This is a genomic window from Microbacterium sp. NPDC058345 (genome assembly GCF_042723855.1).
Taxonomy (GTDB): Bacteria; Actinomycetota; Actinomycetes; order Actinomycetales; family Microbacteriaceae; genus Microbacterium.
In genome coordinates, this window is the sequence record NZ_JBHXIG010000001.1 from 974865 (window position 1) to 988387 (window position 13523).

10 protein-coding genes are annotated in these 13523 nt (G+C 65.1%); 4 read left to right on the plus strand and 6 right to left on the minus strand.

Annotated elements, in window-relative coordinates; genetic code table 11:
- Positions 1-125: 125 nt before the first annotated feature.
- Genes ACFWH5_RS04585 through ACFWH5_RS04595 form a run of 3 tightly spaced genes read right to left on the minus strand, consistent with a single transcriptional unit; the run spans position 126 to position 1962 of the window.
- Complete coding sequence (locus ACFWH5_RS04585) at positions 126-611, minus strand: HIT family protein (RefSeq protein ID WP_378832266.1); 486 nt, start codon at positions 609-611, stop codon at positions 126-128.
- Positions 608-1447: a macro domain-containing protein gene (locus tag ACFWH5_RS04590; RefSeq protein WP_378832268.1), complete on the minus strand. Its 840-nt coding sequence runs from the start codon at positions 1445-1447 to the stop codon at positions 608-610. The genes ACFWH5_RS04585 and ACFWH5_RS04590 overlap by 4 nt, the downstream gene beginning before the upstream one ends.
- On the minus strand, positions 1447-1962 hold the full coding sequence (locus ACFWH5_RS04595) for a TIR domain-containing protein (RefSeq protein WP_378832271.1): 516 nt from the start codon (positions 1960-1962) through the stop codon (positions 1447-1449). The genes ACFWH5_RS04590 and ACFWH5_RS04595 overlap by 1 nt, the downstream gene beginning before the upstream one ends.
- Before the next feature lie 400 nt (positions 1963-2362).
- Between ACFWH5_RS04595 and ACFWH5_RS04600 the strand changes: the two genes are divergently transcribed.
- Positions 2363-2947 carry a hypothetical protein gene (locus ACFWH5_RS04600; RefSeq protein WP_378832274.1) on the plus strand — a complete coding sequence of 195 codons (585 nt, stop codon included), beginning with the start codon at positions 2363-2365 and terminating at the stop codon, positions 2945-2947.
- Between the two features lie 93 nt (positions 2948-3040).
- Here ACFWH5_RS04600 and ACFWH5_RS04605 read toward each other — a convergent pair whose 3' ends face one another.
- Genes ACFWH5_RS04605 through ACFWH5_RS04615 form a run of 3 tightly spaced genes read right to left on the minus strand, consistent with a single transcriptional unit; the run spans position 3041 to position 9377 of the window.
- Positions 3041-6160, minus strand: coding sequence for a type I restriction endonuclease subunit R (locus ACFWH5_RS04605; protein WP_378832275.1), 3120 nt, complete (start codon positions 6158-6160; stop codon positions 3041-3043).
- A complete protein-coding gene (locus ACFWH5_RS04610; RefSeq protein ID WP_378832277.1) occupies positions 6157-7404 on the minus strand; it encodes a restriction endonuclease subunit S in 1248 nt (415 codons plus the stop codon). Before ACFWH5_RS04610 ends, ACFWH5_RS04605 begins: the two co-directional genes overlap by 4 nt.
- Positions 7401-9377 carry an N-6 DNA methylase gene (locus ACFWH5_RS04615; RefSeq protein ID WP_378832279.1) on the minus strand — a complete coding sequence of 659 codons (1977 nt, stop codon included), beginning with the start codon at positions 9375-9377 and terminating at the stop codon, positions 7401-7403. The genes ACFWH5_RS04610 and ACFWH5_RS04615 overlap by 4 nt, the downstream gene beginning before the upstream one ends.
- Before the next feature lie 260 nt (positions 9378-9637).
- Here ACFWH5_RS04615 and ACFWH5_RS04620 point away from each other — a divergent pair, with 260 nt between their 5' ends.
- From ACFWH5_RS04620 to ACFWH5_RS04630, 3 genes are all read left to right on the plus strand, one after another.
- Positions 9638-10663, plus strand: coding sequence for a LacI family DNA-binding transcriptional regulator (locus tag ACFWH5_RS04620; protein ID WP_378832281.1), 1026 nt, complete (start codon positions 9638-9640; stop codon positions 10661-10663).
- 81 nt (positions 10664-10744) lie between these two features.
- The gene (locus ACFWH5_RS04625; RefSeq protein WP_378832282.1) at positions 10745-11626 is read left to right on the plus strand and encodes an ROK family protein; all 882 of its coding nucleotides are present in this window, start codon (positions 10745-10747) and stop codon (positions 11624-11626) included.
- Positions 11623-13434 carry a class I mannose-6-phosphate isomerase gene (locus ACFWH5_RS04630; protein WP_378832285.1) on the plus strand — a complete coding sequence of 604 codons (1812 nt, stop codon included), beginning with the start codon at positions 11623-11625 and terminating at the stop codon, positions 13432-13434. Before ACFWH5_RS04625 ends, ACFWH5_RS04630 begins: the two co-directional genes overlap by 4 nt.
- Positions 13435-13523: the final 89 nt, after the last annotated feature.

Here is a 13523-nt window from a genome sequence, read left to right on the forward strand (position 1 = left end):
GACCCAACAATGCGCGCGCCCGGCATTCGTCCCAAACGACACCCCGTCTCTTTACCTTGTGAGGCGGCTAGCGACGGCTGAATCCGCCACGTGCGGCCGTCTGTGCGTCGATATTGTCTGCGCACTCAGTGACCGCCTTGTTTCAGCGGGTCGCACGGATTTTCGTTCAGAGCCGCAGTGAGGATTTTCTTGGCGATGCGGTCAGTTTGTTCGACGGTAAGTTCGGGGACGTCCTCTAAGTTGGTGCCTCCTCCGGGAAGGGTGCCGGCGATGTGGAAGTGCAGATGGGGGATGGCTTGGTGTGCTGCAGTTCCGTTGTTCTGCCACACGGCGATTCCGGGGCGTTCGAAAGCGGCGTCGATCATCGCCGCCGCCCACGCCAATGTGTCGATGATCCGGTGGCGTTCCTCAGATTCGGATTCCAGCAGGGTGGGGTAGTGCCGGACCGGGAGGACGAGGAGGTGCCCGATCCCACGCTGCTCTCGTGTCACGAGTACGGCAACCAAATCGTTGCGGCACAGGATGGTGAATGGGCGTACGCCTGAGAGGTAGTCGCAGAACGCGCACGGCTCCTGCTGGGGGATGTCGAGGCTGCTGTCAGCGTCGTTCATCCGGCGACCAGGGAACGAAGGAACGCCTGGAACTCGGCCTGGTCGATCTTGCCGATCTCGTTCGGGTGGATGACGATACGCAGTTCCTTGGAGAATCTGCCACGTCGTGAGCGCAGCAGGAAGGAGAACGCTATTAACCTCACCGCAACTTCAGCGGTGAGCTCAGGGATGCGCGACTGGCCTTGCCCGATCAGCGGGACGCAAATCTGCTCACCATTGATGTGGCGGTCGGCGGCGTCCCAAACGCTGTCGAGGCTATACAGGATGCCGCGGATGGTGCCCTGCGCCCTGTTGTGTTCATCCATGGTGGTGTACGCGACGCAGTAGTACTGCGTGTTGCCAAGCCCAGGAAGAACGGCGACCGTCCCCAGCGGATAAACATCCGTTTTGCCGGGCTTGGCGATGCGACCTACCTTCGCAGCCCCGACCAGCGCGGCTTCGAGTGCGGCATCGAGTCGTGACTGCGATTCGCCGTAGATCGTACGGAGGAGGCTTCCTTGGACGCTGGTGTTCTCGATGATGCCCGGTTCCGTGTCGAAGGTGGTTGTCATCCCGATCACCACCGACGCGTTCTGGGCGAATACATCGCCGGCGACCAGGCGAATCGTGACGTTCTCCGACGGGAACGACTGCTGCGGCTCCTTCTGCCGCAACGAGAACACAGCCCATCCCACGCCAAGCAGCCCGGCAAGCCCCAACAGCCACCACTGGTCTTTCAGTAGGTCGGGCGCAAACAACGCAAGCGCGCCACCGACCACGGCCAGCACGCCAAGTGCTTCCAGAAAACGACGAAGAAATCCTGCCGCGTACCGGCGTAGTGAACGTTTGTGCTGCATTACTTGTTCAGGCCCAAGCTCTCGTACACAGACTCTTTGTAGTAGTACGAGCCGGTCTTGTCCGAGCTAGCGAAGTCCGGAACGTAATCGTCCAGCGCGTACTTGATGATCGTCGGGCCGAACGAGACGGACATGGTGAAGTAGTCTTTCTCGGCGAACGGTGCTGGGATGTTACCGCTCACGACCCGCCGCGACCCGTCCAGGTTCGCCACTACGACGGGAACGCCTAGCGAGATGATTGCGCCGACCTCATAGGCCAGGAACGAGGAGCCGTCGCCACCTTTGCGGCGGGCGTCCGCGCTGCCCAGCACCACGACCTGCTTGGTGTTGTTCAACCGCTCTCGCAGGCGTCGCTTGATCGTCTCCGGGGTGCTGGTGTCCTGCGCCTCGTAGATGTCGTGCGCGTTGATGAAGTCGAAGTCGATGTTCTCATTCGCTTGCCACGCGGTCATCAGCCGGTAATAGTGAATGTCCTCGCTCGCGAACGCAACATACGTCTTGTTCCGGTAGCTCATCGTCGGGCTCCTATCGCCTCTTGCTGTGCGGGCGACGGAGTTCCGCTCCCTTACCGCAACAGTAACGAGGCACACTGACACTCCGCTACGATGCGACGAGATCCACGTCGTCAGGCATTCTTCCGCCACTCGGGCAACTGTGGCTAGATGCGTCTATCGGGCTTCGCCCACCCCGCGCGCCTGCGTGTATCGTCGAATCGTTGAATCGGTTGATCGTTCAGTAGGCGGCCATACGGTCAGCACAGGGTGAGGGTGCACGTCACGGCTGCTGCGATCCAACCAGTGGTACTTCGCTCGGCGTAGGGCTCCGCAACTGACAAAGCGGCGTTATCTCCACGGGAAGGAGCGAAGTCTCTGGCGCGCCGTTGCGCCAGCTGCTATCGGGCGGGGGCAGGCTGGCATGGTGATGATCTTCTCAGCGTCTGAGGGAGCATTGACTTCTTGGGATGTGCTCGTCGACGTCGTGGTGCCTCTCGCGAGTGCGGCGTCGTCCGTGTTCGTTGGACTGGCCGCGATCGGCGTCACAATCGCCCTCGGAATCCGAGAGCACGTCGAACGGCGAAGTGAGCACGATCGGAACGAACGCACGCGAATGAGTGATCGCGCCATTGAGGCCGCTCGCCGACTCGACGAGCAGCGCTCAACGATCGGCCAAGCGATGCTGGACTATGCGTCAACATCTATGACGGCGGAGAACGACCGGCCCGCCTACCGAGCGATGATGCAGGCAGTCGCTGCTTCACGGCTGCCCCTCGATGAGCTCGTCCTCTGGGTGGTGCAGAGCTCGCAGGCGCAGCGCGCCGCATACCACAACGCCGAGGTAGCAAAGCGGGCGGGCGGGCCGTCCACCGGACCAGTGCTCGCTTATCTCACGATCGAGTCAGCATTCCGCGAGCGTCTGTTGGGGTGGATCCGCGAGGGGATCATTGACTTGACTCCTCTCCCATGGCCCGACGAGTCCGTAACGATGCGCGGTCAAGCGTAGCCGCCACGCTTTGCCGAACAGAATCGGACCAGAACCTCCGCGAGCGTCTCGCGAATACGAATGTAGGCCGAAACATCACTTGGCTAGAGAGCACTAGCCGGTCGACCGGTCGCGCAGGCGCTCATACAGTCCGAAGTCGAGCGCGAGCTGCACAAGGTGGCGAGGCTCGAGCTTGCGGATGGCAGTCAGCACCTCGGCGCTCGCAGCCTCGTGCGTCCATATCGCGTCTTCCAGTACCACCTGTAGTGCCGGTGAGTTTGAGAAGTCGACCTTGGTGTTGTTGCGCGCCTGCTCAGCGAGCCCGGCGTCTTCGATCGCCTCGGCTAGTACGCCCTCGATGGCGCCCACCTTGTGCTCGTCCTTCGCGGCGAGGTCGCCCAGGTACTTGTTGACCTTCTCGATCAGCTCAGTGGTTGACGCCCGTTCCTTCTCGCGCAGTGCGGCCATCCCGGCCTCGGTCACTCCTCGCAGGCCCAAGGCCGAGTCGGGAGCCAGCGCTATGTCCTCCTGCTTGAGCTTCTCGAGCTTGTAGTGCGTCAGCACGACGTCCGAGACGTCGACCACCTCACCCGCGCCGCCGGCATCGACGACGGCGCGCAACCGGCGCGCAAGCAGGTCGGCGAAGACTGAGAACTTCTCGTACCGCGGATCGCCGAAGTGGAGAATCTGCGAGAAGAACGCATACAGCGTTGCATACTGCGCGAGCGTCGCGCGGAAGTCCACGAGCGGCTCTCGCTCGTCGGGGTCCTCGACCGACGCGAGCCATCGCGTACGAAAGCGGTCGACCGCGGGGTCGAGATGGGCCGAGAGCGCGTTGTGGGCCGCGCCGGCGCCGCCCGACACGTCAGTCCAGTCCGCCCACACTTGGTCGACCTCAGCCCACGTGAAGAGATTGGCGGCGTCCAGTTTATTGATCAGATTCGCCACGAGATCGGGGTCTGACGACGTCTCGATCCGGGCGTCCTCGTAGTACTCCTGGAACGCCGCCTGGATCACTTCAGGTTCGTTGACGAAGTCAAGCACATACGTCTCGGTCTTGCCCGGCATCGTACGATTCAGGCGCGACAACGTCTGTACGGCGGCGATTCCCGAAAGTTGCTTGTCGACGTACATTGCGACCAGCAGCGGCTGGTCGAACCCGGTCTGGTACTTGTTCGCAACGATCAGCACGTGGTGATCAGGCTGCGCGAACACGTCAGCGAGATCGCGCCCCTTCACCGTCGGATTGATGGATGCTTCGGTGACTGTCGGCTGCCCCACCCCTGGCAGCCCGGCTACATCGGGGTCGGGCACCTCGCCCGAGAACGCGACGAGCGCCTGCAAAGGCAGCCCTCGCTCGGCGGCGAGCTTCTCGAACGCGCGCGCATAGCGCACGGCTGCGGCTCGCGACGAGGTGACGATCATCGCCTTCCCGCGACCACCGAGCTGCGGCTGCACGACGTTGCGGAAGTGCGTGATGATCTCGGACACCTTCGACGCGATGTTCGTCGGATGCAGCTCCACGAGCCCGATGAGCGCACGAGTGCCCTTGCGCACGTCAATCTCGTCGCCGACAGCATCCGATGAGTCGGGCGCGGCGTCCCCCGCGCGCTTCGCGATGCGCGCCGCCATGTCAAAGGTGGTGTAGTTCTTGAGCACGTCGAGGATGAAGCCCTCCTCGATCGCCTGCTTCATCGAGTAGACGTCGAACGGGCGGGGCTTGCCGTCTGGCCCGGGCGTGCCGAACAGATCGAGCGTCTTCGCCTTCGGCGTCGCCGTGAAGGCAAAGAAGCTCAGGCGCTGGGCGGTGTCGGCGTGCGCAGCCATGGCGATGAGGGCGTCCTGGTCGGCGCCGGGCTCGTCGTCGTCGATCTCAACGGCTTCACCTAGGTAGAGGAGTTCCTTGAGCTTGTTCGCAGCATCGCCCGACTGCGACGAGTGAGCCTCGTCGGCGACGACGGCGAACCGCTTGCCCGCGAGCGCCCCGCCGGTGTCGCGAATGTGCTTTAGCGCGTGCGGGAACGTCTGCAGGGTGACGCCGATGATCGGGACGCCGCTCGTCAGCGCCTCCGTCAGCTGCGCGGTCTTGGAGCCTTCGGAGCCGCGCGTGATCGCCTGGAAGGTGCCGGTCGCGGTGACGAGCTGGTCGACGGCATCCTGCAGCTGCCGGTCGAGCACCTGCCGGTCGGCAATGACGATGACGGAGTCGAAGACCTTGTCGCCCGCGGAAGTGTGCAGCGAGGCGAGGCGGTGCGCGGTCCAGGCGATCGAGTCGGTCTTGCCCGAGCCCGCGGAGTGCTGCACGAGGTACCGGTGGCCGGGTCCGTCGGTGCGAGCGGCGGCCGTCAGCCCGGTCACGGCGCGCCACTGATGGAAGCGAGGGAAGCGGATCTGCGACTGGAAGGTCTCCTTGCCGGTGAGCGGGTCGGTCTGCTTTTCATGATTGGTGTAAACAAACTTCGTGAGGATCGTCAGCCACGCGTCGCGGGCGAGCACGTCTTCCCAGAAGTACGCCGTGCGCGGCTTGTCGGCGTTGGGCGAGTTGCCCGCCCCACCATTGTGCCCGCGGTTGAACGGCAGGAAGAACGTCGACTCGCCGGCGAGCCGCGTGGTCATCGCGATGTCGTCCTGCGTCAGCGCGAAGTGCACCAGCGCACCCCGCCCGACGGTGAGCAGCGGCTCACCCTGCGGGTGACGGTCGTGCTTGTACTGCATGATCGCCGCGCTCAGGCTCTGCGCGAAGTTCGTCTTGATCTCGACAGTCGCGACGGGAATGCCGTTGACGAAGAACGCCAGGTCGATGCGGTCGTCCTTCTTCGTCGAGTACCGCAGCTCAGGCACAACACGCAAGATGTTCTGCCCGTACCGCTCGGTCATCGCAGGGTTTCGATCGTCGGCGGGTGGATGCTGCAGCATGCGGAACCGCCGCGCCCCGACCACATCGAAGCCCTTGCGGATCACGTTGAGAGTGCCGCCGTTCTGGTTTTTCTCGTCGGCGGCGAGGGATGCTGCGAGCCGGTCAAGGATTCGGGCGCGGCCCTTCGCATCCTCGCCGCTGGCCATGATCTTTCGGAGGTTCCGTTCGTCGTCGAGCGCGAGCCAGTCGATCACATCGTCGGGATACAGCGCTCGCTCGCGGTCATACTTCTCACTGGTTCCGACCTCCCACCCGTTCGCGGCAAGGTGCTGAACAATATCCCTCTGGAACTCCGCTTCCGCATACTGCGTACTCATCGGGCCTCCACAAGGGACCGTTGAATGCTGTCGATCACCGGCTGCCGCCGGGCTCGGACGTCGATCTGGCCGATGACGGCAGCGGTGATCAGGGCGGCCCGGCGCTCCTTCGCGAGGGTAAGGGCCGTCTCGATGTCGGTGGCAATCGCGCGACGCTTGGCCAGGTCCTTCACGTAGGCAACACCTGCTGAGACCTGCTGCTCGGCAGGCAGCGTAGGGACCCGAAGTGACAGGAAGTCCTCGCGAGCGAGGGTCTTCATCGAAGGACTCGCGCCAACCGCCAGAGCAGCGACCTGCTCTCGGTAACGGCGAGTCCGAGTCCAGGCGTACAAGAACCGGGCGTCCACTCGTGGCTCAACCTGCCACAGACGATCCGGCAGATACACGTTGCTAAGGCCTGAGGGGACGATCGCCGCGTCCCCAACGAGCTGTGCTGTGTTCATGCGGCTAACAACCAGGTGCCCTGGTCGAGCCAGTGTCGTCAGGCGGGCAATCTCCTCCTCCCACACCACCTTGAGTGCGTGTGGGTCGAAAATGCCGCCGTATACGGCACTCGTCTTCAGGACAGCGGGCTCGGAGCCGGTTCGAATGGTGTCTGTAGCATTTACGCTGGTTCCTGCCACCATGTTGCCGATGAGTCGCCTCAGAGGTGTCGATGATGTCGCGCTCTCGAACACCGACTCGTTTCGCGCCGCGAGCCTCTCGTCGACAAGCACCGCCAGACGCTTCTGATCAGAAACGAAGGCGTCGATCTCGGCAGTTTCATGGTCGAGATAGTCCGCGATCTGCCGCTGGGTTTCCAACGGCGGCGCCGAGACATGGAGCCGTGCCACGTCACTGGCATTCACGGCAGGGTAGCTAACTCCCACGGAGTCGGCCACAACAGCATCGACGAAGTGGGTCGCTTGGAGCGAGTAACCGAGAAACCTCGGCTCCACGCGGATGGGCCTGAATACGGCGAACCCCGTGGAGACGAGCGCCGGCTTCGGTGCTCGAACAACGCGAGCGACCGCGCGGAGGTATGTCCGCACCGTGGACACCACCACGTCGTCGTCGCGAACGACACGTCGCGCACGGCTGGGAAGCGACGCGAAGGCCGTCGGCTCCTGCCAACGTATCGACTCTCCTAAAGTCACGTCGGAGATTTCGGCGTAGGAGTACGTTCGGGATGGACTAGTGTCCTCGCCGAGAGTTTCTGGGTTAACGAGAGCAACCGACTTCAGCGGCACCGTCGGGAAGCTCACGCCTTCACCGCTTCCAGCTGGGCCCGGATCCGCCCGAGCACCTCGTCGAGATCGCGGTCGATCTCCTCGAGCGGCCGTGGCGGCACGTATTCGTAGAAGTGGCGCGTGAAGGGGATCTCGGCGCCCTCCTTTGTCTTGGACTCGTCGATCCAGGCGTCGGGCACGAAGGGCTTCACCTCGCGCTCGACGTATGCGTGAATGTCCTCGTCCCAGGGGGCGTTCTCGGTGTCGCGGCGCGACGCGTCGGCGACGGGCTTGCCTGCCGCGGTGACTAGTTCGCCCTCTTCATCGGGCTCGCCCAGTCCGGTCACGAGTGCCTTGAGCTGAACAGGAGACAGCGTGATCGCAGCATCCGTCAGCAGGTCTGTGAGCATGCCCGTGAAAGCAGCGCGGTTCGTGAACGTTTCGCCTCGATCCGCTCGCTCAACGACCGGCTCGGTAATGGCTTCGCGCAGGGCGTCCAGCTGCGCGGCATCCAGCTTCGAAAGCGCACGTGACGCGAGCGCCTTCTCGACCCGTGTTGTTGTGACGGCGTAGTTGAGCCGCAGCGGGCGCTCGACGGTGATCGTGCGATAGAAGAAGTCTGTCGTGCGGAAAATCTTGGAGTGCTTTGTTTCGGCGAACGCAGTAAACAGCTTCGTGATCTCGGTTATGTGGTCGTCCGAGAGCTTGCGGCGCTTCGATCCGATCGACTTGCGCATCTTCTCGAACATGCCGGTCGCGTCGATCAACTGCACGAGGCCGCGGCGGTGCGCCGGCTTGTCCTTGTTCAGCACCCACACATAGGTCGCGATGCCGGTGTTGTAGAACATGTCGATCGGCAGGCCCACGATGGCCTCGAGGTAGTCGCTCTCGAGGATCCACTTGCGGATATTCGACTCGCCCGATCCGGCTCCACCGGTGAACAGCGGCGAGCCGTTCAGCACGATCGCGCCACGCCCGGCGACAGCGTTCGGGTCGCCCGGCCTCGGCTCGCGAAGCTTCGAAATCATGTGCATCAGGAACAGCAGCGACCCGTCCGAGACACGCGGCAGCCCCGGCCCGAAGCGTCCGGCGAAGCCCGCGACACCGTGCTCCGTCTCCACCTGCTTGCGGTACTGCTTCCAGTCGACCCCGAACGGCGGATTCGACAGCCCGTAGTGGAAGGTGCGGTCGTCAAAGGCCGGATCGGTGAGGGTGTTGCCGAGCTTGATGTTGTCGATCGGCTGGCCCTTGACGACCATGTCGGCCTTGCAGATCGCGTACGAGGCCGGGTTGATCTCCTGCCCGAGCAGGTTCACCTGTGCCGAGGGGTTGAACGCGTGGATGCGGTCAGCGGCGACCGACAGCATCCCGCCAGTCCCTGCCGTCGGATCGTACACCTCGCGGACGATGCCCGGCGTCGCGAGGCTCTCGTCCCCGTCGACGAGGAGCGACACCATCAGCTCGATCACCTCACGCGGCGTGAAGTGTTCACCGGCGGTCTCGTTCGACGCCTCGGCGAACTTGCGGATGAGCTCCTCGAAGATGTGACCCATCTGCTCGTTACTCACCACGTCGGGGTGCAGATTCACCTTGGCGAAGTGCTGTAGCACTTGCAGCAGCAGGTCGTGGGCGGCGAGGTCGAGGATGGTGTCCTCGACCCTGTACTTCTCGAAGATGTCGCGCACGTTCGGCGAGAACGCTTGCACGTAGTCGAGCAGGTTCTTCTCGAGGTTGTCGGGATCGCCCTGCAGCGACTTCAGGTCATGTCGTGAGCGGTTCCAGAACGAGTAGCGGTGCCCCGCCTTCGCGCGCAGCATCGCCTGCGGCGGCTCGACGTCCGGACCGAAGCTTTCGCTCGCGGCGAGCACGCTCCGCTTGGTGGGCGCGAGCACCGCGTCCAACCGCGCGAGCACGGTGAACGGCAGGATCACATCGCCGTATTGGTGCTGCTTGTACGTGCCCCGCAGGATGTCGGCGGCGGTCCAGATGAACGTGGCGTGATTGAGCAAAGGTCCCCCGCATGGCTCTGAGACAACACATTTCACTCTAGGACCTGACCGCATCTGGTGCCGACCTCAGTCGTCGCCGTCTTTCCGACATCGAGCCACCCAGCGATCGGGCGCGACGGAGTACTCGTCGTCGAACGGCTGTTAAGCGGAGCGCGCCAGCGCGGAGTCTGTAAGGAGTGAACGGAGACGCGAACGCGTCACGGGGGTCGTTGCGGGGTTCCTGGTAACGTTCCCTAGATCGGGAGAGCCGGAGGCCGGGGATGACCATTCGCACCCACCGCCCGACCATCAAAGAGGTCGCGCAGCGTGCGGGCGTGAGCCCGATGACGGTGTCGCGCACGCTCTCGGGCGGGGTCAACGTCAAGCCCGACGTGCAGCAGCGGGTGCTCGAGGCCGTCGCGGAGCTCGGGTATCACCGCAACGAGAACGCGCGCAGCATCCGTCCCGGTCACAGCAGCGGACTCATCGGCGTCGCCATCACGAACATCGCCAACCCGTACTACAGCACCTTCGCGCTCGGCGTCGAAGAGGAGGCCGCGCTCACGGGGCGGCGCATCCTGCTCGGCAACACCGGGGAGGACACGGCCCGCGAAGCAGAGCTGGTCGGAGACTTCCTCGGGCGCCGGGTCGACGGGCTGATCGTCGTGCCGGCGAGTGCCACCTCTTCTCACCTCGCGCACTCACAGAACCAAGGGGTGCCGGTCGTGCTCGCCTCGCGCCGCGTCGACGGACTCGCGGCCGACAGCGTCGTGCTCGCCGACGACGACGGCGCCTACCGCGGTGCGATCGCTCTCATCGACCGCGGGCACACGCGCATCGGCTACCTGGGCAACACCCTCTCGATCTTCACCGGCGAGCGCCGGCACGCCGGCTTCGTGCGCGCCCTCGAAGAGCGCGGCATCCGCATCGATCCGACGCTCATCGCCGCCGGGCCCCAGACCGTCGAACAGGCCCGCGAAGCCACCCGCGCACTGCTGCGCAGCAAGAACCCGCCCACCGCGATCTTCTGCGCCAACAATCGCAACGCCATCGGCGCGCTCAAGGAGATCAACCAGCAGCTGCACACCGGCCTGCGACAGGCCTCCGAGTTCCCCGAGATCATGAGCTTCGACGACTTCGAGCTCGCCGAACTCTCTCCGGTGCCGATCAGCGTGATCGACCACGACCCGCGCGAACTCGGCCGCACAGCGGCACGGCTGCTCCTCGACCGGCTGGATGCTCCCGAACGAGACGCCGCGCCGCGCGAGATCGAGCTGCCTGTCTCGCTGCGCGTCGGTCTGCGCTGACCGACTTCGACCGCCATCCGTCACGGTTGACATCCCCGAACGGAGATTGATAACGTTACCAACCAACGACGGGAGGACGCGATGGAGCTCTGCATCGATTTCGGTGGGACCGAGATCAAGCTCGCTCTGATCGACCGTGCGCGCGTCATCGCCTCCGACAGCATCCCCGTCCGCGGCGACGCGAGCGACCTAGCCGCGGCCGCCGACGCCGCCCGCGCGCTCGGCAGCGCCGGCGCCCCGACATCTCTCGGCATCGCGGTGCCCGGCGTGGTCGACCCGGCCACCGGGCGGATGCTGCACGCCAACGCCAAGTACGACTTCCTCAACGACTTCGACCTCACTGCCTGGGCCGCCGCCGAGCTGAACCTGCCCGCGATCGTCGAGAACGACGCCCGCGCGGCCCTCGTTGGCGAGACCACCACCGGCAGCGCCGCGGGCACTCGAGACGCGGTGCTCGTCACCCTCGGCACCGGCATCGGCACGGCGGCGATGATCGATGGCTTTCCGCTGCGCGGGCATTCCGGGCACGCCGGCATCTTGGGCGGGCACGTCACCACGGACATCAATGGACCGACCTGCCCCTGCGGCAACATCGGCTGCGGCGAAGCACTCGCGAGCACCTGGGCGCTCGCGCAGACCCATCGCGACCTCGCCATCCGCGACCTCTTCGTCGGCGACGTTCACGCCGGCGTCCGCGACAGCTTCCTGCACGTGTGGGGCGCGACCGTCGTCACGCTGGTCCACATGTACGACCCGTCGGTCGTGATCCTCTCGGGCGGCATCCTGCGCGCCGGCGACGCGGTGCGCGAACCCATCGAGACCTACGTGCGCGCACACGTGTGGCCGTCGATCACACCACCGCGCTTCGTCGTGCCACCCGAGCCCGAGCTGTCCGTCGCCCGCGGCCTCAGCGTGCTCGCCCCCCGCGCGACACGCTCCCCCGAAGACCAGGAGGACCAGTGACCACCCCGATCAGCGACATGCACGAAGGCCACACCCTGCGGGGTCGCTACGACACCCAGCCCACCGTGCCGCTGCCCACCGGCGAGCGCATCCTCCGCGGAGCGGAAGCGTGGAAGGCGGTCGCGGATGCCGCGCAGCGGCGAGCATCCGTCATCCTCGTCGACACCTACCCCGGCACCGACGAGCCCGCGCTCACGACCGAGATCAAGAGCGTCCTGCCCGACTGGCAGATCCTCGACGTCGAGCAGGCAGCCCGCCCGGTCGCCGAGATCGAAGAGCTCATCGCGCAGAACCTCACCGACGACCGCGTCTTCGGCGTGATGAGCCACTACACCCTTCCTGACTTCTACGACGCCGACAAGCTCGACGCCCTCGCCGCGAGCGTCTCCACCAACACCATCGTGATCGGCTGGGGCGCCGCTCTCCTGCGCGACCGACTCAAGAGCAACCCCGTCACGGTGCTCGTCGACATGGCCCGGTGGGAGATCCAGCTGCGCCAGCGCGCCGGCGCCCCCAACTGGCGCGCCGACAACGCGAACGAAGACAACCTGCGCAAGTACAAGCGCGGCTTCTTCGTCGAGTGGCGGGTCGCCGACCGGCACAAGCGCACGCTGTTCGACACGGTCGACTTCGTGGTCGACGGCAACGCGATCGCCCCGGCCGAGAAGCACGAGCACGAGGCCGGCATGATCACCGGCGACGCCTTCCGCGCCGCCCTCGCGAACGCCGCATCCCGCCCGTTCCGCGTGGTGCCGTTCTTCGACCCCGGTGTCTGGGGCGGGCAGTGGATGAAGAACCTCATCGGGCTCGATCCCTCGAAAGACAACTACGCCTGGTGCTTCGACTGCGTACCAGAAGAGAACTCACTGCTGCTCGAGGGCGACGGCGGCGTGATCGAGATCCCCTCTCTCGACCTCGTCTTCTCGCAGCCCGTCGAGCTGCTCGGCGCCAAGACGTTCTCGCGCTTCGGCGCCGAGTTCCCCATCCGCTTCGACTTTCTCGACACGATGGACGGCGGCAACCTCAGCCTGCAGGTGCACCCGCTCACCGACTACATCCAGAACACCTTCGGCATGCACTACACGCAAGACGAGAGCTACTACATGCTCGACGCCGGCGACGACGCCGTGGTGTACCTCGGCACGAAGACCGGCATCGACCGCGACCGGATGCTGCGCGACCTCGCCCGCGCGCAGGACGGCGAGCATCCGTTCCCCGCCGACGAGTACGTGAACGCCTTCCCCGCCCGCAAGCACGACCACTTCGCGATCCCCGCCGGCACCGTGCACTGCTCCGGTGCGAACTCGATGGTGCTCGAGATCTCGGCCACACCGTTCATCTTCACCTTCAAGCTGTGGGACTGGGGCCGCGTCGGGCTCGACGGCATCCCCCGCCCCGTGCACCTCGATCACGGCGCCCGCAACATCCAATGGGAGCGCGACACCGACTGGGTGCACGAGAACCTGCTCGACCAGGTCGAGACCATCCGCGACGACGGCGACGTCGTCGAGGAGCGCACCGGCCTTCACGCGCTCGAGTTCATCGAGACCCGCCGGCACTGGTTCACCGAGGCGGCCGACCACGACACCGACGGCACCGTCAACGTGCTCAACCTCGTGGAGGGTGACGAGGCGCGCGTTGTCAGCCCGACGGATGCTTTCGAGCCGTTCGTCGTGCACTACGCCGAGACGTTCATCGTGCCGGCATCCGTGGGCCGGTATCGCATCGAACGCACCGAGCACACCCGCAGCGAGCGCCTCGCCACCGTCAAGGCCTACGTGCGCGGCTCGCGCACCGGCGACGAGTAAGCCGACAACTGAACACCGCATCACGGTCTCGCCTCGAAGACGACGAGACTCTTGCACCGCATCCATCACCTTGGTAGCGTGAACCCAGA